At 64.8% G+C, this 22229-nt stretch carries 19 protein-coding genes and 1 pseudogene; 6 read left to right on the top strand and 14 right to left on the bottom strand.

The features are described from left to right. Window positions 1-46 precede the first annotated feature (46 nt). From AAC014_RS11705 to dapA, 5 genes are all read right to left on the bottom strand, one after another. Window positions 47-2080 carry a M13-type metalloendopeptidase gene (locus tag AAC014_RS11705; RefSeq protein ID WP_339708650.1) on the bottom strand — a complete coding sequence of 678 codons (2034 nt, stop codon included), beginning with the start codon at window positions 2078-2080 and terminating at the stop codon, window positions 47-49. Window positions 2081-2184: 104 nt separating this feature from the next. Beyond that, window positions 2185-2829 carry a sulfite oxidase-like oxidoreductase gene (locus AAC014_RS11700; RefSeq protein WP_339708648.1) on the bottom strand — a complete coding sequence of 215 codons (645 nt, stop codon included), beginning with the start codon at window positions 2827-2829 and terminating at the stop codon, window positions 2185-2187. Then, window positions 2801-3376, bottom strand: coding sequence for a DUF2062 domain-containing protein (locus AAC014_RS11695; RefSeq protein ID WP_339708646.1), 576 nt, complete (start codon window positions 3374-3376; stop codon window positions 2801-2803). Before AAC014_RS11695 ends, AAC014_RS11700 begins: the two co-directional genes overlap by 29 nt. 9 nt (window positions 3377-3385) lie before the next feature. Further along, window positions 3386-3871 carry an SsrA-binding protein SmpB gene (gene smpB, locus AAC014_RS11690; RefSeq protein ID WP_293778240.1) on the bottom strand — a complete coding sequence of 162 codons (486 nt, stop codon included), beginning with the start codon at window positions 3869-3871 and terminating at the stop codon, window positions 3386-3388. Next, window positions 3871-4752 carry a 4-hydroxy-tetrahydrodipicolinate synthase gene (gene dapA, locus AAC014_RS11685; RefSeq protein WP_339708641.1) on the bottom strand — a complete coding sequence of 294 codons (882 nt, stop codon included), beginning with the start codon at window positions 4750-4752 and terminating at the stop codon, window positions 3871-3873. Before dapA ends, smpB begins: the two co-directional genes overlap by 1 nt. Before the next feature lie 101 nt (window positions 4753-4853). On the opposite strand from dapA, the gene AAC014_RS11680 reads away from it, so the two are divergent. Beyond that, on the top strand, window positions 4854-6911 hold the full coding sequence (locus tag AAC014_RS11680; RefSeq protein WP_339708639.1) for a lytic transglycosylase domain-containing protein: 2058 nt from the start codon (window positions 4854-4856) through the stop codon (window positions 6909-6911). 4 nt (window positions 6912-6915) lie between these two features. Continuing rightward, the gene (gene greB / locus AAC014_RS11675) at window positions 6916-7398 is read left to right on the top strand and encodes a transcription elongation factor GreB (RefSeq protein WP_339708637.1); all 483 of its coding nucleotides are present in this window, start codon (window positions 6916-6918) and stop codon (window positions 7396-7398) included. Here greB and AAC014_RS11670 read toward each other — a convergent pair. The 3 genes from AAC014_RS11670 to aspS all read right to left on the bottom strand — a co-directional run bounded on the left by AAC014_RS11670 (window position 7392) and on the right by aspS (window position 11005). Further along, window positions 7392-8348, bottom strand: a complete 957-nt coding sequence (locus AAC014_RS11670) for a hypothetical protein (protein ID WP_339708635.1) — start codon at window positions 8346-8348, stop codon at window positions 7392-7394. The genes greB and AAC014_RS11670 overlap by 7 nt on opposite strands. A gap of 70 nt (window positions 8349-8418) precedes the next feature. Then, window positions 8419-9213, bottom strand: a complete 795-nt coding sequence (locus AAC014_RS11665; RefSeq protein ID WP_339708633.1) for a polyphosphate kinase — start codon at window positions 9211-9213, stop codon at window positions 8419-8421. 4 nt (window positions 9214-9217) lie between these two features. Next, window positions 9218-11005: an aspartate--tRNA ligase gene (gene aspS / locus AAC014_RS11660; protein ID WP_339708631.1), complete on the bottom strand. Its 1788-nt coding sequence runs from the start codon at window positions 11003-11005 to the stop codon at window positions 9218-9220. Window positions 11006-11107: 102 nt separating this feature from the next. On the opposite strand from aspS, the gene rnd reads away from it, so the two are divergent. Further along, window positions 11108-12271, top strand: a complete 1164-nt coding sequence (gene rnd, locus AAC014_RS11655) for a ribonuclease D (protein ID WP_339708629.1) — start codon at window positions 11108-11110, stop codon at window positions 12269-12271. On the opposite strand, the gene AAC014_RS11650 is transcribed toward rnd, so the two are convergent. The 5 genes from AAC014_RS11650 to AAC014_RS11630 all read right to left on the bottom strand — a co-directional run bounded on the left by AAC014_RS11650 (window position 12268) and on the right by AAC014_RS11630 (window position 19025). Then, on the bottom strand, window positions 12268-13779 hold the full coding sequence (locus tag AAC014_RS11650) for a Ppx/GppA family phosphatase (RefSeq protein WP_339708627.1): 1512 nt from the start codon (window positions 13777-13779) through the stop codon (window positions 12268-12270). The genes rnd and AAC014_RS11650 overlap by 4 nt on opposite strands. Window positions 13780-13848: 69 nt before the next feature. Next, window positions 13849-16014: an RNA degradosome polyphosphate kinase gene (locus AAC014_RS11645; protein WP_339708625.1), complete on the bottom strand. Its 2166-nt coding sequence runs from the start codon at window positions 16012-16014 to the stop codon at window positions 13849-13851. Further along, window positions 15998-16636, bottom strand: a complete 639-nt coding sequence (locus tag AAC014_RS11640; RefSeq protein ID WP_339708623.1) for a chromosomal replication initiator DnaA — start codon at window positions 16634-16636, stop codon at window positions 15998-16000. The genes AAC014_RS11645 and AAC014_RS11640 overlap by 17 nt, the downstream gene beginning before the upstream one ends. After that, entirely contained in the window at window positions 16633-17727 is a 1095-nt protein-coding gene (locus AAC014_RS11635; RefSeq protein WP_339708621.1) for an AI-2E family transporter, read from the bottom strand. Before AAC014_RS11635 ends, AAC014_RS11640 begins: the two co-directional genes overlap by 4 nt. Continuing rightward, entirely contained in the window at window positions 17724-19025 is a 1302-nt protein-coding gene (locus AAC014_RS11630) for a heavy-metal-associated domain-containing protein (RefSeq protein WP_339708619.1), read from the bottom strand. Before AAC014_RS11630 ends, AAC014_RS11635 begins: the two co-directional genes overlap by 4 nt. Before the next feature lie 70 nt (window positions 19026-19095). Between AAC014_RS11630 and purM the strand changes: the two genes are divergently transcribed. The 3 genes and pseudogenes from purM to AAC014_RS11615 all read left to right on the top strand — a co-directional run bounded on the left by purM (window position 19096) and on the right by AAC014_RS11615 (window position 21714). Beyond that, entirely contained in the window at window positions 19096-20190 is a 1095-nt protein-coding gene (gene purM / locus AAC014_RS11625; RefSeq protein WP_339708715.1) for a phosphoribosylformylglycinamidine cyclo-ligase, read from the top strand. After that, window positions 20180-21119, top strand: a pseudogene (gene purN, locus AAC014_RS11620) (phosphoribosylglycinamide formyltransferase). The gene purM and the pseudogene purN overlap by 11 nt, the downstream one beginning before the upstream one ends. Then, complete coding sequence (locus AAC014_RS11615) at window positions 21109-21714, top strand: hypothetical protein (RefSeq protein ID WP_339708617.1); 606 nt, start codon at window positions 21109-21111, stop codon at window positions 21712-21714. Before purN ends, AAC014_RS11615 begins: the two are co-directional and overlap by 11 nt. Here AAC014_RS11615 and ndk read toward each other — a convergent pair. After that, on the bottom strand, window positions 21711-22133 hold the full coding sequence (gene ndk / locus AAC014_RS11610) for a nucleoside-diphosphate kinase (protein WP_121052901.1): 423 nt from the start codon (window positions 22131-22133) through the stop codon (window positions 21711-21713). The two genes, AAC014_RS11615 and ndk, sit on opposite strands and share 4 nt — an antisense overlap. Window positions 22134-22229: the final 96 nt, after the last annotated feature.

Below are 22229 nucleotides of genomic sequence, written 5' to 3'. Positions count from 1 at the left end.
ACGCCGGGAACCGTCCATGGCCGGACGGCTCCCGTGCGTCAAGGATTTACCAGATGCGGATGCGCTGGTCTTCGGGCAGATAAAGCTTCTCGCCCGATTTTACATTGAAGGTCGGATACCAAGCATCGAGATTACGCACGGCGGTTGGCCGCCAGTTGCCGGGCGTATGGGGATCCGTCGCGAGCTGCTGCCGAAGCTGGGCGTCGCGGTACTTCTGCCTCCAGATCTGCGAGTAGCCGAGGAAGAATCGCTGATCGCCGGTGAAGCCGCCGACCACGGGTGCGGGCTTCCCGCCAAGCGATGCCTTATAGGCGTCGTAGGCGACGGTGAGGCCCGCGATGTCGGCGATGTTCTCGCCCAGCGTCAGTTCGCCATTGATGTGCGCGCCGGGAAGCGGCTCGTAGGCACCGTACTGCGCCACAACCTGATCGGTATAGACCTTGAAGCGCTTCACGTCCTCGGGGGTCCACCAGTCGGCGAGCTTTCCGGTCGGATCATACTTGCGGCCCTGATCATCGAAATGGTGCGTGATCTCGTGGCCGATCACCGCGCCGATCGCACCGTAGTTGACCGCCGGGTCAGCGTTCGGATCGAAGAACGGCGGCTGCAGGATGGCCGCGGGGAACACCACCTCGTTCATCGTCGGGTTCGCATAGGCGTTCACCGTCTGGGGCGTCATGAACCACTCGTCGCGGTCGATGGGTTTGCCCAGCTTGGCAAGGTTTCTGTCATATTCGAACGCAGCCGCGCGCTTCGCATTGCCAAAGGCGTCGCCAGGTTCGATTTCGAGCGCAGAATAATCGATCCACTTCGTCGGATAGCCGATCTTCGGCTTGAACGCGGCAAGTTTGGCGCGCGCCTTCACCTTCGTCTCGGGTGTCATCCACGATAGGTTCGCAATGCGCGCGTCCATCGCTGCGATGAGGTTGCGGACGAGCGCATCCGCCTGCGCCTTTGCCTCCGGCGTGAAGTATTTGGCGACGTAGAGTTCCCCCACCGCCTCACCGAGCGCGCTGTTCACGGAATCGACGCCCCGCTTCCAGCGGGGTTGGATTTCCGGGGTTCCCGACAACGTGGTGCCCTCGAACGCGAAGTTCTCGTCCACGAACGCCTTGGGCAGGAGCGGCGCGGCATCCTTCAGCGTCTTGAAGGCAAGCCAGTCGCGAAGCGTGGCCATGTCGGCTTCGCCCATGATCTTGGCCATGCCCGCAAAACTGCTCGGCTGGCTGACGATGAATTCGCTCTGGCTACCGAGACCTGCCGCGGCGAAGAAGGCGTTCCAGTCGAAGCCGGGCGCTTTCGCAGCGAAGTCGGCCTTCAGCCACTTGTTGTAGGCCTTGTCGGAATCGCGGCTGTCGACGACGGTCCAATGCACGTCGGCAAACTTGTGTTCGAGCTCATAGATCGCAGCGGCCTTTTTCGCCGCTTGATCAGCCGAAACGCCGGAAAGCACGAACATCCGCGCGATGTGCGCCTTGTACTTGTCGCGCGCCTCCACGTACGCCGGATTGTCGACGAGGTAATAGTCGCGGTCGGGAAGCCCGATGCCGCCCTGATAGAAGACCGGCACGTAGCGGTCCGGCGCCTTCTCATCCTGATTGATGTAGTAGAGGAATGGCGACGGGCCGTAGCTGCGCAGCGCTTCGCCGAGCGCGGCCGCAAACGCCGTCTTCGAGTTGATACCGGCAACCGCATCCAACTCGGCCTGCACCGGCGTGATCCCCTTGGCTTCGATCGCCGCCTCGTCGAGGAAGCTCGCGTAGTAGTCGCCGACCTTCTGGCCCACCGAGCCCTTGCCGGCATGGCCGGCGGCGGCACTTTCGATGATGGTCCGCGTCCGTTCCTGGCTGAGATCGCGCAGCTTGGTGAACATGCCGTAGTTCGAACGGTCGGCGGGGATCTCAAGGTTCCGCAGGTAGGTGCCGCCCGCAAAGCCGATGAAGTCGTCGCCGGCTGCGATGTTGCGGTCCATGCCCGCCTCGTCGAAGCCCCAGCTGCCGATTTCCGGCTTGTCGGCGGCAAACGCAGGCGCGGCAAGGAGCGCTGCTGCAGACGCAGCACACAGAAAAATAGTCTTCATAATTGGCAGTCCCTGAAACAGATGAGCATACCGGAAGCCTACTCGCCGCGCGCGCATGCGTGGCTCAACCCTTCGATGAACAGCCGACTCCGTTATACAAACGTTCAACTGTAGCGCTGCTCCAGCCATGGATCGCCGACATTGTGATAGCCGCGCACTTCCCAGAAGCCTGGCGTGTCTTCGACCGTGAAGCTGATGCGCTTCAGCCATTTCGGGCTTTTCCAGAAATAATAGCGCGGGATCACCAGCCGGGCTGGCCCCCCGTGTTCGCGACTGATCGGCGCGCCATCGTGCGTGTGCGCGACGAGGCAGTCCTCTTCGAGGAAATGCGCATATTCGACGTTCGTCGTGTAGCCGTCGTAACTGGTGAAGAGCACGTGCTTCACCCCGCCGAGCGGCTTCACCACATCGGCAATGTGACGTGTCGACACGCCGTTCCAGCGATTGTCGTAGCGAGACCACTGCGTCACGCAGTGGATGTCGGAGACGTCCTCCACCTGCGGCTGTGCGAGGAACGCGTCCCAATCCCACGTCACGGGGTTCTCGACGGCACCGTCGATGACAAGCTGCCAGTCGGTTTTCGGCACATCGGGCTGGATGCCGAGATCGAGCACCGGCCAGTTTTCGACGAGCCGCTGCCCCGGAGGCAGGCGATCGATGCCGTGTTCGGCGGTCTTGCCCGTCAGCAGGCGACCGGCACGCGCCCACGCCTTCTTGGTTTCAACCAGCTTTTCCCGGAACCCGCCCATCACCGTCTCCCGTCCGCCGCGCGTCCCGCTTCCGGCGGGCTTCCATCCGCTGGTGAATCCACAGGCGCCATATACCATGAATGCCGAGGTAGCCGATCACCGCGCCGAACGTCGCGATGACGAACAGGCCGATCGCAAGCGGCAGCGGCGCGTTGGTGACCACGACCATCAGGTCCTCGGCCCAGTGATCAGCCGTCATGTTCGCAAGTAACCCGCCGTCCTGCCGGTTCAGCATCCATGCGCCGATCTGGTACGCCCCGATGGCGATGAAGGGTGTGGTCAGCGGATTCGAGATGAAGGTGACAAACGCCGCAACGGGCAAGTTCGCGCGGCACGGCACGGCGAAGAGTGCCGCTGCGGGCGCCTGCGCGAAGGGGATTGAGAGCCCGAAGAACATGCCGAGCGCCACGCCCCGCGCCACCGACTTACGGTTGAAATGCCAGATGACCGGATTTCCGATGGTATTGGCGAACGGCCGAATCCAGCGGTTTTCCAGCATCGCCTCTCGTGAGGGGCGCTTTTCCTTCAGCCACTTGATGAGCCGCATTCAAAAACCCTAACCGCGATCCCGGAGGATACGCGCCTGATCGCGCTTCCAGTCCCGGTCACGCTCTGTCGCCCGCTTGTCGTGGAGCTTCTTGCCTTTGGCGAGCGCCAGTTCGACCTTCGCACGACCCCGTTCGTTGAAATATATGGAGAGCGGCACCAATGTCATCCCTTGCCGGGCGACGGCACCGTGCAGCTTGGCGATTTCGCGGCTGTGCAGCAGCAGCTTGCGGGGGCGCCGCGGCTCATGATTGAAGCGGTTCCCGTGGCTGAATTCGGGGATATTGGCGTTGATCAGCCACACTTCTTCCCCGTTCACCTCGGCATAGGACTCCGCGATCGTACCCTCGCCGAAGCGCAGCGACTTCACCTCGGTGCCGGTCAGCGCGATACCGGCCTCGAAGACGTCTTCTATCGCATATTCGTAGCGGGCCTTGCGGTTTTCAGCGACGGTCTTGACCTTGCTGAAGCTGCCAGCCCGTTGCGGGCGCACCATCAGCCGATCCCGGCATGGGCCATCGCAGCATCCACAATGCGCCGCGCGGCCTCTCCGGCCGGAACCATCGGCAAACGCAGCTCTTCGCGCAGCTTGCCGAGCTTCGAAAGCGCATATTTCGCGGGGCCGGGGCTTGCGTCCGAGAAGAGACCCACGTGCAACGGAAAAAGCCGGTCCTGAAGCGCAAGCGCATCGTTCCAGCGGTTTTCGCGGCAGGCGGTCTGGAACTCGGCGCACAGGCGCGGGGCGACGTTCGCCGTCACCGAGATGCAGCCCTGCCCGCCCGAAGCCATGATGCCGAGCGTCATGTCGTCGTTGCCCGAAAGCTGGATGAAGTCCGTGCCGCAGGAAAGGCGCTGCTCTGAAATGCGCTGAAGCACACCCGTCGCATCCTTGACGCCGACAATGTTCGGAATCTCGGAAAGCCGCTTCATCGTTGCGGGCGCGATGTCGACGACGCTGCGTCCGGGGATGTTGTAGAGGATGATCGGCAGGCTGGTCGCCTCGGCCACCGCCTTGAAGTGCTGATAGAGGCCTTCCTGATTGGGCCTGTTGTAATAGGGGCTGACAACGAGCGCCGCATCAGCCCCCGCCTTCTCGGCATGGCGGACGTGCGAAACCGCGCACGCCGTGTCGTTGGAGCCGCAGCCCGCGATCACCGGCACGCGGCCGGCGGCGGCTTTGATGCAGGCGGCGGTCACGGCATTGTGCTCGTCGATCGTCATCGTGGCCGATTCGCCGGTGGTGCCGCAGGGCACAAGGCCGGTGCTGCCTTCGGCGATCTGCCAGTCGACAAATGCCTCGAAGGTCGCAAAATCCACCGACCCGTCGCGGAACGGGGTGACAAGTGCCGGAATGGAACCGTAGAATCTCGCTGTCATGCTACTCTCGCCCGTTGCCTCCTCGCGCGCCGCTACTGCACTCTTGCACGCGTCGTTCGCAGTCGGCCTGTTTGTGGCGTCATAGGAGGCTCGGAAAGTCTGTGTCCAGTGTTACCAGCGTTCTTCTGCGATTTGCCCTGCTTTCGGCGGCTGCGCTTGCCGCGCCGCCCGCTGCCGCCCAGTCTCGTGCCGACGCGGATGCGTTGAAAGCGGGGCTGGAAGCGCAGGCCCGCCGCGAGTTCCGCCCCGTCTCCGCAATGGGCGTCAGCGGCTCGCCGACCGCGCAGAAGCTGCTGCTGTGGGACCGTCTGCGGCGCCCGGAATACACGGCCACGTTCTCTGAATTTTCGGAGTTCCTGCGCGCCAACGCAGACTGGCCGGGCGCCGACGATCTGCGCCGCCGCGCCGAGGGCACGATCACCGATACGACGCCGATGGCCGCACGCCTCTCCTTCTTCCGCGTGCTGCCGCCGCTTTCGGGCATCGGCCGCTTCCGCCACGCCGAAGCCCTGATGGCGGCAGGCATGACCAACGCCGCCAATACCGAAGCGAAGCAGGCGTGGCGCATGGGCGGCATCGGTCCAGCGCTTGAAAACCAGTTCCTCGCGGCGTTCGGCGGCATCCTCAGCCGCGACGATCACGTTTTCCGCATGGATCGGCTGCTCTGGCAGGGCGATCTTGCGACCGCGACGCGGATGCTGACCTTCCTGGCAGGGAGCGACCGCACGCTTGCAGAAGCGCGCATTGCGCTCCAGCGGGCAACGGCCGCGAGGGGCGCGGCCGCGGCACCTGCGGCGGTGGACGCCAACCTCGCGATCAGCAAGCTCGGCACCGGCTTCGAAAACAACCCGGGCCTCATCGCCGACCGCAGCGCCTTCCTGCGCGCCAGCGGCAACAGCCTTGCCGCGCGCCAGCTTCTTGCGCGTGCAGAGATCGCGCCCGGCAGCGCGGGAGACCGCAACGCCTGGATGGTCGAGGTTTTGGCGGCGGCGCGAGGCGCGGTGAACGACAATCAGAACAGCCTCGCCTTCGAGATCGCCCATAATCACGGCGGCTTCGCCTTCGACCGCCCGCTGACCAGCTACAGCGCGGCCGAGCGCGACACCTTCACCAGCCTTGAATGGCTGGCGGGGTGGACAGCGCTCCACAAGCTGAACCGCGCACGCGAAGCCGTCCGCCACTTCGAGAACTTCGCCGCCGCCGCGGCGTTCGCGGGCACACGCTCACGCGGGCATTACTGGGCGGGACGCGCGGCTGAAGCGGCGGGACTCACCATAGACGCCAACCGTAATCTCGAAACCGCGGCGCGCTTCCCCCTCACCTTCTATGGCCAACTCGCCGCCGAGCGGCTGAACCGCCCACTCTCGATTCCAACGGCGGCTGATCCCGTCGTGCCGACACCCGAGCGTCAGGCGTTCGCAGCGGACGACCGCGTCGCGGCTGCCCGCCTGCTCGGCATGGCGGGCGACCGGGGGAAACAGACACTGTTCCTGAAAACGCTTGCAGACGGGGCGAAGACGTCGGCGCGCGAATTCCTCGTCAGCGAGCTGGCGCAGCAGCTCGGCCGCGCCGATTATGCGCTGATCGCGAGCCGCGGCGAACTGGTAGACGGACCGCCCGCGATCCTGCGTTTCGCTTACCCGCAGCTGCCCGTCGGCGGCGTGCTGACGAGCAACTGGACGATGATCCACGCGATCACCCGCCAGGAAAGCCGCTTTGATCCTACCGCCGTCAGCCGCGCCGGCGCGCGCGGCCTGATGCAGCTGATGCCCGGTACAGCGCGCGAGACCGCGGGCAAGATGGGCACGAGCTATCGCCCCGAGGCGCTCACTGGGGATCCGAACTACAACGTCCAGCTCGGATCGACCTACTACCTCAATCTCGTCGATCAGTGGGGCGGCAACCACATGCTCGCGATCGCCTCCTACAACGCCGGTGCGGGCAACGTGCGGAAGTGGATCGCCGCGAACGGCGACCCCCGACTGCCAAGCGTCGATGCCGTGCGCTGGATGGAGGAAATCCCGTTTACCGAAACGCGCGGCTACGTGCGCGCTGTGCTGGAAAATGCCGTGGTTTACGACCGCCTCAATCCGACGCGCGCGGGGCAGCCCTCCACCAACACGCTCTCGGCGTGGATGGGCAAGAACCGTCCCGGTTGAGCCGATGGCCGATACCCCCAACTACATTACGCCAGCAGGCATGAAGGCGCTCATCGAGGCGCACCGCGCGCTCTTCGAGGTCGAGCGCCCGAAGATCGTCGAAATCGTCTCGTGGGCGGCTGGGAACGGCGACCGCTCTGAAAACGGTGACTATCTCTACGGACGCAAGCGGCTGCGCGAGATCGACCGTGAGCTGACCCGCATTTCGAAGCGGCTGAAAAATGCCCGCGTCGTCGATCCGGCGAAGCAGCCCGACAAGTCGCGGGTGTTCTTCGGCGCCACCGTCACCGTCGCCGATGAAGACGACCGGCAGCGCACGATCACGATCGTGGGCGAGGATGAGACGGACACGCCGCGCGGACACATTTCCTGGCGCGCGCCGCTCGCCACCGCGCTGAAGGGCGCGGCGATCGGAGACCTCAGAAGCGTCCGCCTGCCGGGGGGGCTGCAGGAGCTTGAGGTCGTCGCGATCGCCTACCCTCAATAGTTGAAGCTGTAGCGGTACTCGTCGCGCAGCTCTTCAACACCGAACCGGATCTCCCTGTCGTTCAGATAACCGTCGCGATCACGGTCTGCGAGCCGGGCGAACTCGCGGTTGGCGCGCCGGGCCTCGTCCTTCGAAAGCTGGCCGTTGCGGTTGCGATCGAAGTTCCACATCACCCAGTGCTTCGCAGCCGGATCTTGCCTGAGCCAGGGATCGAGCACCGCCCAGCCGCTGCCGTACTGCGAGCCATAAAAGCCGTAGCCGGGGCGATACCACGAGCCATAGTCGTATTGGCCGTAGTAGCGGTTATCGAACGAGAAATAGCTCTGGCCCCACCAGTGCGGACGGTAACGATAGTTGGGGCTGGGGCGCACGATCACGACCGGGCGTCGATTGTGGTCGCGCCAGCGGTCGCGATCCCTGTCGTGATTGCGGTCCTTGTCCCGCCAGCGATCACGATCACGATCGCGGTCCCAATCCTTGTTGCGCTCGCGCCAATCCTCTTTGCGATCGCGGTTGCGATCCCAGTTGCGGTTGTCGTTCCGGTCGCGGTTCTTGTCCCAATCACGGCGGTCACCCTCTCGGCCGTCACGGTCGCGGTTGTTCCAGTCACGGCCCCGATTGCGGTCGTTATCACCGTAGCGCTGGTTCTCGCGGCCGATCACCCCATTCATGCGCTTCTGCACAGCCTCCGCCTGCCGCGTTTCCAAACGCGATTGGCGGGGTTCGGGTGTTTCGGTCCGGCGAACCTGAGGGCGTTCTTGGCTACGTTCCGGCGGGGCGACCCGCTGCGGCCTTGCCTCCGGCGCACGCTGCGCCTCGCGATTGACCTGCATTCCGCGTTCGCGCTGCGGGCGAGGTCCGTCGCGGTCACGGTCCTGCGCCATCGCCGGACCGGCGAGGATCGCCGCAACCAGCGTACCCGCCAACAAACCTGTCTTATAAACACGCATTTTGAGCACTCCTGACCCAAGTGTCATGGAGATTGCGACTCGTTCGTTGAACCGCGGCTGAAGGCCGGTGTTAGCCGAGGTTCAGCTTCTTGCCGAACGCGGCCTTCGCCAGCGTCACGATATCGGGCGAAAGCGCCGGGGGCGAAAGGTCGAGCCCGTCTGCAAGCCGATCCGCCACGAGGTTCAGCGCCGTGATGCGCGCCGTCTTCTTGTGCTCGCCGTCGATGATCGTCCACGGCGCATGGGCCGTGTGCGTACGGACAAACATGTCTTCGGCCGCTTCGACATAGGCATCTCGCTTCATCCGGTTGCGGAAGTCCTCGGCCGACACTTTCCAGCGCTTCTCGGGCGTCTCCAGCCGCTCGACCAGTCGCTTGTCCTGTTCCTTCTGGGTCACCGTGAAGAACAGCTTGATGATGATGGTGCCATCATCGGCGAGCGTCTTCTCGAAGGCGTTGATCTCGTCGTAGGCGCGGCGCCATTCGGCTTCGGTTGCGAAACCTTCGACTCGTTCCACGAGTACGCGCCCGTACCAGGTGCGATCGAAGATGTTCACTTCGCCCTGCGCCGGCAGCTTCTGCCAGAAGCGCCAGAGATAGTGGTGTGCCTTTTCTTCGGTGTCCGGCGCCTTGATCGGCTGCACATCGAAGAATCGCGGGTCCCACGGCGCGGTCAACCGCTGGATGAAGCCGCCCTTGCCCGCTGCGTCCAGACCTTCGACGGCGACGATAGCGCGGCGGCTGCGGCCTATGCAGCTCGCCTGCACCGCCGCGAGCCGCTCCTGAACCGTCTTCAGCGCCGCCTCATAGTCCCCGTTCGAGACTTTTTCGAACTTCGGCAGGCGGTGCAGCGACGGCGCTTTCATCGGCTTACCCCGCCTTCGGCTTCGGCAGGTCGAGCTTGATCGAAAGCTCCTTCAACTGCCGATCGGAGACGCTGGCCGGGGCGTTCATCATCAGATCCTCGGCCTTCTGGTTCATCGGGAACAGCACCACCTCGCGAAGGTTCGGCTCGTCGGCCAGCAGCATGACGATGCGGTCCACGCCCGGCGCGGAACCGCCGTGCGGCGGCGCGCCGAACTTGAAGGCGTTGATCATGCCCGAGAAGTTCGTGTCGACCTGTTCCTGGCTGTAACCGGCGATCTCGAACGCCTTGTACATGATCTCGGGCTTGTGGTTCCGGATCGCGCCCGAAGACAGCTCGATACCGTTGCAGACGATGTCGTACTGCCACGCGAGGATTTCGAGCGGGTTCTTGGTCTCCAGCGCCTCAAGCTCGCCCTGCGGCATCGAGAACGGGTTGTGCGAGAAGATGACCTGCTTGGCCTCCTCGTCGTACTCGAACATCGGAAAATCGACGATCCAGCAGAACTTGAAGGCGCCTTCTTCGATAAGGCCGAGATCTTCGCCCACCTTGGTCCGCGCCTTGCCCGCGAGCTTCGCCGCATCGGCTTCCTTGCCGGCCGCGAAGAACACGCCGTCGTCGGGGCCGAGGCCAAGCGCCGCGATCAGCTTCGCGGTCGCCTCCTCACCGTGGTTCTTGGCGATCGGGCCTGCAGGCACGCCGTCCTTGATGTTGATGTAGCCGAGCCCCGCGAAACCTTCGCTCCGCGCCCAGTCGTTCATGTCGTCGAAGAACTTCCGGCTACGCTCGCCCGCCTTCGGCGCAGGGATGGCGCGCACGAAGTTTCCACCTTCCACCATCTTCGCGAAGATGCCGAACCCCGAACCCCTGAAGTGCTCGGTTACATCGACTATTTCGATCGGGTTCCGAAGGTCCGGCTTGTCGTTGCCATACTTCAGCATCGACTCGCGGTAAGGAATGCGCGGAAACGAACCCGCCGGCGTCACCGACTTCCCGTTCGCGAACTCCTCGAACACCCCCGCGAGCACAGGCTCGATCGCGTTGAACACGTCGTCCTGCGTCACGAAGCTCATCTCGAAGTCGAGTTGATAGAACTCGCCCGGGCTCCGGTCGGCGCGGGCGTCCTCATCGCGGAAGCACGGCGCGATCTGGAAATAACGGTCGAAGCCAGCGACCATCAGCAGCTGCTTGAACATCTGCGGCGCCTGCGGCAGCGCATAGAATTTGCCCGGGTGCATCCGGCTCGGCACCAGAAAGTCACGCGCACCCTCGGGCGACGAAGCGGTCAGGATCGGCGTCTGGAACTCGGTGAAGCCCTGATCGATCATGCGGCGACGCAGCGAAGCGATCACGTTCGAGCGCAGCACGATGTTGCGGTGCAGACGGTCGCGGCGCAGGTCGAGATAGCGGTACTTGAGGCGGATGTCCTCCGGGTACTCGGTGTCGCCCGCAACCGGCATCGGCAGCTCGGAGGCGGCGGACTGCACCGTCACGTCCGCTGCCCACAGCTCGATCTCGCCGGTCGGCAGGTTGGGGTTCACAGTCGCGTCCGAACGCGCCACGACCTTGCCGGTCACGGTCAGCACGCTTTCGGCCCGCGCGCCGTCCAGCACCGAAAATGCCGGGGAATCCGTATCGCACACCACCTGCGTCAGCCCATAATGGTCGCGAAGGTCGACGAACAGCAGCCCGCCGTGATCCCGCTTCCGGTGGACCCAGCCTGAGATGCGGGCGGTATTGCCCACGTCGGCCTTGCGGAGGGCGCTGCATTGGTGCGTGCGATAAACGTGCATTCTCACTCGATTCCGGTGTTTGTGGCGGGCCAGACACATACCCGCACACTTGTTTGTCAAGGCGCTGGCATGGAAGCGCCGACCGCCCTAATAGAACCGTCCATGAAAATCCATCCGCTGATTACCGATACCGAAACGCTCGCTGCCTTCTGTGCCCGCCTCGCCGCCGCTGACTATGTCGCCGTCGACACCGAGTTTATGCGCGAGAACACGTACTGGGCCGACCTCTGCCTGATCCAGCTGGCCTCGCCCGACGAGGCCGCCGCTGTCGACCCCAAGGCAAGCGGGCTCGATCTCGCGCCGATGCTCGACCTTCTCGTGGAGGCCGATGTCCTGAAGATCTTCCATGCCGGCGGTCAGGATATCGAGATCATCCACAACATGACGGGCAAGACCCCCTCACCCGTGTTCGACACGCAGGTGGCGGCGATGGCGCTCGGCATGGGCGAACAGGTCAGCTACATCAACCTCGTCGCCTCGTTCACCGGCGCCAATCTAGACAAGGGCGCCCGCTTCACGGATTGGGCACGCCGTCCGCTCGACAAGCGCCAGCTTGATTACGCCATCGGCGACGTCACGCATCTCATCGAGCTTTTCCCGAAGCTGCTCGGCCGCCTGAAGAAAACCGGGCGCGGCGATTGGCTCGACGAGGAAATGGCCCGGCTGACGACGCCAGAGAACTACGTCAACGACCCCTGGACCGCCTGGCAGCGCATCCGCCTGCCGAGCCGGAAAGCAGAAGCGCTCGGCCGCCTGAAGGCGCTCGCCGCGTGGCGCGAGCTGGAAGCGCAGCGCCGCGACCTGCCGCGCGGGCGTATCGTGAAGGACGAAACGCTCGCCGACCTCGCCGCACATCCGCCAGGCGATCAGGAGGCGCTCGGCCGTGTTCGGGGGCTTTCGAAGACTTGGACGACGAACGACATGGGTGCGCGGCTGATGGAGGCGCTGGAAGCCGCCGTGCCTCTGCCCGAGAGCGAAATGCCCGAACGCGACGCGGGCAAGCCGCGCCTCGGGTCAGACTCCGTTCTTGTCGCCGACCTCCTGAAGCTTCTTCTGAAAATTCGCTGCAAAGAGGCTGATGTCGCGCCGAAACTTATCGGCAAGGCGGACCATCTCGAAGCTCTTGCCGCAGGCGTCCGCGAGGGGTTGCCGCTGCTGAATGGCTGGCGTTACGAGGTCTTCGGCCGCGATGCGCTCGCCCTCGTCGAAGGCCGCCTCAGCTTTGCCGTACAGAACGGCAAGCTGCGCATGACTGGGATCGACTAGCCCCTCTCCACGTCGAAGACCGCGACAAGACCCATCGCCGCCGCGAGCGCTTCGTGGCGCCGGGCCACAGCCTCGGCGTAGAGCGGCTGGTAACGTGGTGTCAGTGTCAGAACAAGGCGACCGCCATCGCGGTACACACGGCTCTTTTCGAGCGGCCGTGCCGTCCCCGCCGTCAGCCGCTGGCCAAGCCTCAGTGCGAGTCCCCACTTGAAGGCGCGCGTCAGCTCCTCGCGCGCCGCGAGTCGCGGAAGGTCCGCGATCGCGGGATCGTTCATCGAACCGCCGTAAGCCGCGAACAGTGCCGCGCCAAGCAGCGCGCGCTCACGCCCGTCGATCCCGACCCAGTTGCCGTGCAGTGCCAGCTCTAGGCCCCGCTCCGCGCGAAAGTCCGGGTGCGCGCGCCATGCCGTGTCAGCAAGCACGCAGGCGACGAGACGCAGCCGGGTATGGTCCGGCATCTCTGGCGCGAACATGCCGTTCATCCATTCCATCAGCGCTTCGGCATGGAGCGGAAAACGACCCTGAATCGCGGCTTCCTGCTTCGCGGCGGAGACGAGAGGGTCTTCCTTCTGAATGTCCTTCGGCAGGTCCGCGTAAAGGATGCCTTCGCGAATGCCATAGGACGAGGCGATGACGCCGCTGCTGCCAAGCCGCTTCACCACAGCGCGCAGCAGCAGCGCAGCACCCGGAAGCTGCGGGATACGCGCCGAGGAGAGGCGCGGAATCCCCCGCAGGCGCTTGGGGCTGAGATTGGGCAGCGCGCGCGCCATGTGATCGATCGCGGCGACATCCATCGCATACTGATGAACGACCGGTAGCGGATAATCGGTGAGGTGCATGTGAAGCTGCGCCAGCGCACGCCATGAGCCGCCGACCATATAGAAGGGAAGCCCCTTCCCCTGTCCTGCCCACTTCACCTCGGCGAGCGCCTTCTTCACCAACCCCGCCAGCGAGCGCCCGCTCACCTTGCGTGCGGCATCGAGCTTCAGTGCGCCGATCGGCAGCGAAAGATGACTGTGCGGCTTCCCTTTCTTCACGCGGACGAGTTCCAGGCTGCCGCCGCCGAGGTCGCCAACCACACCATCCGCGTTCGGGATACCGGCGATCACGCCATAAGCGGCAAGCCTTGCCTCCTCCGCACCGCTCAATATGCGTACGTCGAGCGCGCAGCGCTTCTTCGCCATTTCAAGGAAGGCATCGCGGTTCTTGGCATCGCGTACCGCCGCCGTCGCGAAGGCATGAAGGCGATCGACATTCATGTCATCGCACAGCAGGCGAAAGCGTGTGAGCGCGGCGCGCGCGATTTCCAGGCCCTCTGGCGTGATCGCGCCGGTATCGGCGACACCCCGGCCGAGCCCGGCCATCACCTTTTCGTTGAACAGAACCAACGGCGTCCGCCGGTCGCCGCGAAACGCAACAAGGCGAATCGAGTTGGAGCCGATGTCGACAACGGCACTGACAGGAATATCCCCGGCCCGGCGGCGGTCCTTCGTCGTGCTCAGCGCCATTCGCTTGCCCCTGTCGCCACACCCGGTTGCCGTAATGCGCCCGGCAATAACGGCTGGCTTCACATGAGTCTATTCGGCGGCGGCTGCCGGAAGGCCTGTATCCGTGTCAGACAGGTAGAGCCGGGGCACCGGGGCAGCCGCCTTGATGGCTGCTCCGCGACCCGAAAGCGAAGGATTCGTCATGAAATAGCGGTGCAGGTTGAACGATTCCCCGGGCGAGGCGATGCGCTCATATGTCCCATCCGGGTGCAGTTCCCATGACTGCTCCGTGTCCTTGAGGTTCGCGAGCATCACCTGATCGAGGATCTGCGCGTGCACCGTGGGGTTCTCGATCGGCACGAGCAGTTCGACGCGGCGATCGAAATTGCGCGGCATCCAGTCCGCCGAAGAGGTGAAGAGCCGCGCCTTGCGCGAAGGCAACGCGCTGCCGTTCGCAAAGGCGACGATGCGGCTGTGTTCGAGAAAACGCCCGATGATGGAGCGGACGCGAATATTCTCCGAAAGCCCGCGTACGCCGGGGCGCAGGCAGCAGATACCGCGGATCACGAGCTCGATCGGCACGCCTGCCGCGCTCGCCTCGTAAAGCTTGTCGATGATCGCTGGGTCGACGAGCGAGTTCATCTTTGCCCAGATGCCGCTCGGTTGCCCGGCTTCGGCATTGGCGATTTCCGCGTCGATGAGCGCGGTGAGCTTCTGGCGCATCCCCGAGGGCGAAATGGTCATCGCCTCAAGTGCGCGCGGCTCCACGTAGCTCGTCACGTAGTTGAAAATCTGCGCGGCGTCGCGGCCGAGCTTCGGGTCCGCCGTGAAGAAGCTAAGGTCAGTGTAGATCCGGGCCGTCACCGGGTGATAATTGCCCGTGCCGAGGTGGCAGTAGGTGCGAAGGCTGCCGTTTTCGCGCCGCACGACGAGTGAGATCTTGGCGTGCGTCTTCCAGTCGATGAAGCCGTAGACGACTTGCACGCCCGCGCGTTCCAGCGCCGCGGCCCAGACGAGGTTCTGCTCCTCGTCGAAACGCGCCTTGAGCTCGACGACGGCCGTGACGGACTTGCCCGCTTCCGCCGCATCGACGAGCGCGCGTACCACGGCGGACTGCTTGCCCGCGCGATAGAGTGTCTGCTTGATCGCGACCACGTCCGGGTCTGCCGCAGCCTGCCGCAGGAAGGCGAGCACGACGTCGAAGCTCTCGTAAGGGTGATGGACGACGATGTCCTTGGCGCGGATCGCGGCGAAGCAATCGCCACCGTATTCACGGATGCGCTCCGGGAAGCGCGGCGTGTAGGGCTCGAACTTGAGGTCGGGGCGGTCTTCCTCGACGAGCTGGGCGAGGTCGGCGATGCCGATGATGCCGGTCACCGGCGTCACATCCCTGTTGTCGATGTGGAGCGCCTGCTGCACCATCTGGTGAAGGCGCGGCGGCGTCCCCTCCTCGATTTTCAGACGGATGACGCGGCCCCGGCGGCGGCGCTTGATTGCGGTCTGGAAGAAGCGGACGAGGTCTTCGGCTTCTTCCTCGACCTCGATGTCGCTGTCACGGATCACGCGGAAGACGCCGTCACCCATGATTTTGAAGTTCGGGAACAGGTCGTCCGCGAAGATGCGAACAACGTTCTCAAGCGCAATGTAGCGCGCCTGCGGCCCCGGAAGGCGGACGAAGCGGGCAAGCGGTGCCGGGATCATCACCAGCGCAAGCAGCTCCTCGCCGTCCGATTCGCGCTTCAGCTCCATGGTGAGCGCTAGGCCGCGGTTTGGGATGAACGGGAACGGATGCGCCGGATCGATCGCTTGCGGCGTCAGCACCGGGAATATCTGCTCGCGGAAATAGGTTTCGAGCCAGCGCTCGTCCTCGGGGGACAGTTCAGGGCCTTTGAGAACGTGGAAACCGACGGCGGCAAGCTCGATGGAAAGCGCGCGCCACACGTTCTGCTGCTGCCGCATCAGCGCGTCCGCGCGCTCCGTGACGGCGACAAGCTGCTGCGCGGGCGTCACGCCGTCGGGGCTGCGAAGCTCGACGCCCTCCTCCACTTGCCCGTGCAGGCCCGCCACGCGAACCATGTAGAACTCGTCGAGATTCGCGCCAGAGATGGACAGGAAGCGCAGGCGCTCCAGCAGCGGATGGTGTACGTTTTCCGCCTCTTCGAGCACGCGGGCGTTGAAGGCCAGCCACGAGAGCTCGCGGTTGAAATAACGCGCGTTGGTGTTCCCGATGTTCTTGAAGCTATTCCGTCTCGCCACGCTCTTGTCCGTCCGTCGTATCACCCAATCGCAGCGCCTCGCGCACCAGCGGCACGGTCACGGCGCGCTGCCCCGCCAGAGCGGCGGCATCGATCGCGGCGACAGCGGATGCGGCGGCGGCAAAGCTGCGTTCAATCCTTTGTATCATATACTCTATGACAATTGGTGAAACGCGCAGGCCACGTTCACGAAAAGATTTTGCAACGATTTCGGCAAGCAGCGCATCGTCGGGGGCATCGATATGGATGATCCCCGCCGCGCCGAGGCGAGAGGCAAGATCGGGCAGTCGCACACGCCATTCACCGGGCGGCGTCCGCGCCGCCACAAGTAGCGCGGGACCATTTGCCTGCGCGGCGTTCCACGCATGAAACATCGCGTCTTCGTCACGACCGGCCGCGTCGGCATCATCGAAAATGTGCACGGCGCCGGGATACCGCCCCGCAAATAGCCGCAACAGGTGGCTCTTGCCTGAGCCTTCGGGCCCCACGACGATCAGCGTGTGCGATGGCCAGTCCGGCCAGCGGTCGAGCATCGCGACCGCTGCGGCATTCGCTTCCGAGATGTAGAAATCCGCCTCCCCGTCGGCCGACCGGTATTCGAGCGGCAGCGCAAACTGGCTCATGCGGAGACGGTCACGTCCTCTGGCGGCGGCTCGTCGTCAAGAAAAAGTGGGCTTTTCAGATATTCGCCGAGCAGCCAGCGCATGACGACGCCGAGAACCGCGGCGACCGGCACGGCAAGGAACACGCCGAGGATGCCAAGCAGTTCCCCGCCCGCGAACACGGCGAACAGCACCCACAGCGGATGCAGCCCGATGCGGTTGCCGATGAGGTTCGGCGTCAGCACCATGCTTTCGAGGATCTGCCCCACGAAGAAGATGCCGACGATAAGGCCGAGGTGCAGCACGTCCGGCCCCCACTGGCCGAGACCGACGAGAAGCCCGAGACCGACCGAGACGACGACACCAAGATACGGCACGAAGCCGAGCACGCCCGCAAGCGTGCCGAGCACAAGCGCGTAGTTGAGGCCGATCAGGCTCCAGCCCACCGAATAGAAGATCGCGAGTGACAGGCAGACCAGCGACTGCCCCCGCATGAACCCCGCGAGCGCGGCATCCGATTCGCCGAGCAAACGCCGGATCGTCTCCGCATAGCGTGACGGCCACCACGCGTTGATGCGCGTCGTCAGCCCATCGTAGTCGCGCAGGGCATAGAAGGCGACGACGGGCATCATCACGAACAGCGCGAGCAGATTGAAAACCGCAAGGCCGCCGCTAAGAATGCCGCTCGCAAGCGTGCTGAGCCATGCCGCCGCGCGGTGCATCAGGTCGTTGCTGAGCGTTTCAAGTCCCACGACATCCCCTACAGCATTGGAAAGCCGCTCAATCAAAGGCTCCAGCGATTGAACCAGTTGCGGCAGGTTCTGCACAAGTTGCTGGAACTGCGCGACGACAAGCGGCGCCATCGCCAGGATCAGCAGTGCAAAAACACCGAAAAAGCCTACCAGGAGGAGCATCGCCGCCGCCCAGCGCGGCACGCCGCGCCGCTCCAGCCTGTCCGCGACCGGATCGAGCAGATAGGCGATGACGAGTCCGGCGACAAACGGCCCGAGCACGCCGCGCGTCGCATAGGCGAACCACAGGATGATCGCCGCGACGAGCATCCAGCGGATCGGAATGCGCCGCCGACCGCCGAGGACGGCGCCCTCGCTCACCGTTCGTTCTCCGAGGGCATCAGATCGCGCGGTCCACCGCTTTCGGTAACGGCATCGTCGGCAACCGGCAGCGACGGCAGCGTGACCACCGGGCGCGGTAGCGGCGCCTCGCCCTCCGCGCGGCGGCGAAGCAGGCTGCCATCGAGACGCCAACCGCGCTGGTCGAGCGCATAGCGGAGCATCGCGTGATCGACCGCATGATTGATACGAATCTGCGACATGCCGCCGATCGAAAGCCCGAGTAGCGTGACACCATCCACCTCGGGCACACCGCCGAGCGCGCCCTCGATCGCATTCCAGCTCGCCGCATCGGGCGTCGCGACGCTGACGGTCGTTCCCATCGAACCCATCGATTCCGCTGGATCGAGCATCGGCGAGACCGAAACCGGCTCCAGCGCCAACGTCAACGTCGGGTCGGCGCGCAGCACACCGGACTGGAGCGCGCGCGCATAAGCGGAATCGATCCGGCGCACCGCAGTGTCGAGCATCGCATCGAGTTCGCCCGCCGCCCCCGCACGCAGGCGGAACCGCGTCAGAACCGCTGAATCCGGCCCATGCCGCGCAAGGAACGTGCCGACGATAGGCCCGCCCGGATAGGTACGGTCGAGCCAGGCCTCAGCGACCAGAACGTTCTCGGCGCCATAGCGCGACAGGATCGAGCGCCAGAGGCCGCGATTGTCGCGCCGCGCCTGCCACCCGGTGAGCAGCAATGCGTCGGACGCGTTGCCGCCCGCGCGCACATAGGAAATCGGGCTCGAATCCGTTCCGAAGCGCGACCATGCCTGCAGCCACGGCGAACGCCCCTCGTAAACGGAGGTCACACCGCCGTCCGCGAGCACGGGCAGCAGCAGCATCGGCGCGGATTGCAGCACACGCGCATTCGCGGGCAAACGCTCCCCAGCCCGAACACGATCGAACACCACGCCAAGCTTGCCGACGTAGCGCTTGTCCGAAAAATGCTCGCTCTGAACCTCGACGCCGCTCACCATCCCCTCGATCGCGCTGTCGGGGAGCTTGGGCGCGCCCGAGGATGCGACGCCCGTCATCCGCGCATAAAGCTGCGGCCACGCCTGCCGCGCCGCCTCGCGAAACGCGGCGACGCGCGCCGCTTCAGCCGAGCCGGCCACCACGTCGACATCAATGTCACTGACGAGGAATGCGCTCCCCCCGGCTGCGGGGGCTTCTGCGGGTGGTTCCGGGCGATCGCCGTCCTGCGCCAACAGCGGCACAGCGACAGCCACCGCGAGCGCCGCGAGTGCGGCCGCCATCCATCCGTTGAGCTTGCGTTTGAAGGTCACGGCGCCTCTATGCCAAACGCGGCGCGAATTGGGAGTCGAATATTTCTCGCTTCGGCGCTATGGCCGCGCGATGACCACGGGAAAATCGTACAGCTACGCCGACGCAGGCGTCTCCATCGCCGCCGGAAACACCTTCGTGAAGGCGATCTCTTCGCTGGTGAAGGCGACCGCACGTCCCGGCGCGGACGCTGAGATTGGCGGCTTCGGCGCGTTCTTCGATCCGAAGGCCGCCGGGTTCAATGACCCGCTGCTGGTTGCGGCAACCGACGGCGTCGGCACCAAGCTGAAACTCGCCATCGACACGGGACGCCACGACACGGTCGGCATCGATCTCGTCGCCATGTGCGTGAACGACCTCGTCGTACAGGGCGCAGAGCCGCTGTTTTTCCTCGATTATTTCGCAACCGGCAAGCTGGAGCAAGGCGTTGCCTCCGCGGTCGTCGCAGGGATAGCCGAAGGCTGCCGCATCGCGGGCTGCGCGCTCATCGGCGGCGAGACCGCCGAGATGCCGGGCATGTACGGCGCGGGCGACTATGATCTCGCAGGCTTTTCGGTCGGCGCCGTCGAGCGCGGCCAGCAGTTGACCGGCGAACGTGTCGCGCAGGGCGATGTTCTGCTCGGCATCGCGTCCTCGGGCTTCCATTCGAACGGCTATTCGCTCGTCCGCCGCATCGTTGCGGACAAAGGCCACAAGCTCGACGCCCCTGCCCCGTTCGATACATCGCGCACGCTCGGCGAAGCGCTGCTCGCGCCGACACGCATCTATGTGAAGCCGCTGCTCCCGGAAATCCGTGCAGGTCGCATCAAGGCGCTCGCGCATATCACCGGCGGCGGGCTCCTTGAAAACGTGCCGCGCGTGCTGCCGAAGGGCGCGCACGCCCGCATCGATACGGGTGCATGGATGCTTCCGCCCGCGTTTGCGTGGCTCCAGCATGAAGGCAACATAGCCGCCGGAGAGATGGCGCGTACGTTCAACTGCGGCATCGGCATGGTCGCCGTGGTGGCATCGGGCGACGTCGAGGCGACGCTCGGCGCACTCGCCGCCGCAGGGGAAACCGCATACGTGATCGGTGCCATTGATGCGGGTGACACCGGCTGCACGGTGGTCGGCGACGCCGAAACCTGGGGCAGTCGCGAGGCTTGGGAAGCCGTGCATGTCGCCTAAACTCCGCGTCGGGGTGATGATCTCCGGCCGCGGCAGCAACATGGCTTCGATCCTTGCCGCCGCCGAGGCGCCGGACTGCCCTTACGAGGTGGTGCTTGTCGCATCCAACAACCCGGAGGCCGCTGGCCTCGCCTTCGCTAACGCGCGCGGCGTGGCCGTTTGGGCGCACGATCATCGCGGCATGAAGCGCGCCGAGTTCGACCGGTTGATCGATGCGGCGCTGCGTGCCGCGAACGTCGAGATGATTGCGCTTGCAGGCTACATGCGGCTGCTCTCGTCCGAATTCGTCGAAGGCTGGCAGGGCCGAATCCTCAACATCCACCCCTCGCTGCTCCCCAAATACAAGGGGCTCGATACGCACGCCCGGGCAATCGAGGCCGGCGATGCCGAGGCCGGCTGCTCGGTGCACGTCGTGACGCCAGAGCTGGATGATGGGCCTGTGGTGGCGCAGGTACGCGTTCCCATACTTGCGGGGGACACGCCGGAAACGCTTGCGGAGCGTGTGCTGAAAGAGGAACATCGCCTGTATCCTGCAGCGCTTGCGAAGTGTGCCGCCGATGTCCTCAAATCCCGAAGCCCTGCTTGAAAAGGTCCGCGCGCGGGCGCTCGCTCTGCCCGCCGCCGTCGAAAAGCTCTCGCACGGCGCGCCCGGCTTTTACGTCGAAAAGGGCAAGTTCTTCGCCTATCTCAGCGACAATCACCATGGCTGCGGCATCACCGCGCTGCTGGTGAAGACCAGAGGCCTTGAAGAATAGGCGATGCTGATCGAGGCCAACCCTGCCCTCTATTACCGCCCGCCCTATCTCGGCCCTTACGGTTGGATCGGCATCCGCCTCGACCAGGGCGAGCCGGATTGGGAACATGTAAACGACTGGCTCGTGAAAAGCTGGCGGATGTCTGCGCCAAGAAAGCTCGCCGATGTCTTCTGACGTACCCGAAATTCCTGAAACGCATGCGGAGAAGGCCGCCGAAACGGCGCGTATCCGTCGGCGCTGGCTTTCGCTCGGCGAAACCGTGGCGGTCATTGCCGTCGTGATCTCGGCGCTGACGCTGTGGAACAACTACGACGAACGCAAATCGGCGGAGGCCGAGCGGCGTGCAGAAAAAGCCGTCTCCCGGCCGAAATCAATCGGGTTGATCGCAACCGATGCAGGCGGCGCGGGCCTTGCGTTCAAAGCGGCGGACTGCGCGCTGCAAAGCACCGACATCCGCTTCCCAAGCGCGCTTGGAGTCGAGCCCGAAAGCACCGTTCTCGATCATCGCATCGAAGCGGACTGGTTCGAAAGCGCGCTCCTGAAAGCGGTGGACAAGGCCGCGCGCGACGGGCGTCTGCCGGTCATGATCGCCAGCCGCTGCGAAGCAGCCGATGGCCCGCGCACCGAAACCGCGATTTACGACATCGTGTACCACATCGAGCCGCGCGTCATTCTGGGCCGCACGGTCAAGCTTCGCGGGCTGGTACGCCGCGAAAGCGTGGCGGGCGACACTGCCGCCGCCCGCCTCGACAAACTCTGGAATCCTTAGCCGACGATTTCTTCGGGCTTGAAGAAGAAGTCGATCTCGATCTTCGCGTTTTCAAGGCTGTCGGAGCCGTGCACCGTGTTCGCCTCGATCGATTCCGCGAGCGCCTTGCGGATGGTGCCTTCATCGGCATTCGCCGGGTTCGTGGCGCCCATCACTTCGCGGTTCTTCGCGACGGCGTCCTCGCCTTCGAGAACCTGCACGACGACGGGGCCCGAGGTCATGAACGCGACGAGATCGCCGAAGAACGGACGCTCGCGGTGCACGCCGTAGAAACCTTCGGCCTGCTCCTTCGTCATGTGGATGCGCTTCGAAGCGACGACGCGGAGGCCCGCTTCCTCAAGCATCTTGGTGACGGCGCCCGTGAGGTTGCGACGCGTCGCGTCGGGCTTGATGATCGAAAAGGTACGCTGCAGCGCCATGACAGGTCTCCAGATGGGGCGTGGTGTATGAATTCAGGAAGTCGCGCGCCCAATATCCGGGCGCGGGTCCGATTGCAAGCCGCGCGAGGTCCCCGC

The sequence above is a fragment of the uncultured Sphingosinicella sp. genome, from assembly GCF_963974575.1.
Lineage (GTDB): Bacteria > Pseudomonadota > Alphaproteobacteria > Sphingomonadales > Sphingomonadaceae > Sphingosinicella.
This window is presented reverse-complemented; position numbering and strand designations above follow the sequence as displayed.

Excerpts from the sequence above, each read along its gene's own strand:
- AAC014_RS11650 (WP_339708627.1), bottom strand. The coding sequence starts at position 13,779 with ATGGCGCTGAGCACGACGAAGGACCGCCGCCGGGCCGGGGATATTCCT.
- AAC014_RS11705 (WP_339708650.1), bottom strand. The coding sequence starts at position 2,080 with ATGAAGACTATTTTTCTGTGTGCTGCGTCTGCAGCAGCGCTCCTTGCC.
- purM (WP_339708715.1), top strand. The coding sequence starts at position 19,096 with ATGACCACGGGAAAATCGTACAGCTACGCCGACGCAGGCGTCTCCATC.
- smpB (WP_293778240.1), bottom strand. The coding sequence starts at position 3,871 with ATGGTGCGCCCGCAACGGGCTGGCAGCTTCAGCAAGGTCAAGACCGTC.
- AAC014_RS11695 (WP_339708646.1), bottom strand. The coding sequence starts at position 3,376 with ATGCGGCTCATCAAGTGGCTGAAGGAAAAGCGCCCCTCACGAGAGGCG.
- AAC014_RS11670 (WP_339708635.1), bottom strand. The coding sequence starts at position 8,348 with ATGCGTGTTTATAAGACAGGTTTGTTGGCGGGTACGCTGGTTGCGGCG.
- greB (WP_339708637.1), top strand. The coding sequence starts at position 6,916 with ATGGCCGATACCCCCAACTACATTACGCCAGCAGGCATGAAGGCGCTC.
- rnd (WP_339708629.1), top strand. The coding sequence starts at position 11,108 with ATGAAAATCCATCCGCTGATTACCGATACCGAAACGCTCGCTGCCTTC.
- aspS (WP_339708631.1), bottom strand. The coding sequence starts at position 11,005 with ATGCACGTTTATCGCACGCACCAATGCAGCGCCCTCCGCAAGGCCGAC.
- AAC014_RS11700 (WP_339708648.1), bottom strand. The coding sequence starts at position 2,829 with ATGGGCGGGTTCCGGGAAAAGCTGGTTGAAACCAAGAAGGCGTGGGCG.
- AAC014_RS11615 (WP_339708617.1), top strand. The coding sequence starts at position 21,109 with ATGTCTTCTGACGTACCCGAAATTCCTGAAACGCATGCGGAGAAGGCC.
- dapA (WP_339708641.1), bottom strand. The coding sequence starts at position 4,752 with ATGACAGCGAGATTCTACGGTTCCATTCCGGCACTTGTCACCCCGTTC.
- AAC014_RS11665 (WP_339708633.1), bottom strand. The coding sequence starts at position 9,213 with ATGAAAGCGCCGTCGCTGCACCGCCTGCCGAAGTTCGAAAAAGTCTCG.
- AAC014_RS11640 (WP_339708623.1), bottom strand. The coding sequence starts at position 16,636 with ATGAGCCAGTTTGCGCTGCCGCTCGAATACCGGTCGGCCGACGGGGAG.
- ndk (WP_121052901.1), bottom strand. The coding sequence starts at position 22,133 with ATGGCGCTGCAGCGTACCTTTTCGATCATCAAGCCCGACGCGACGCGT.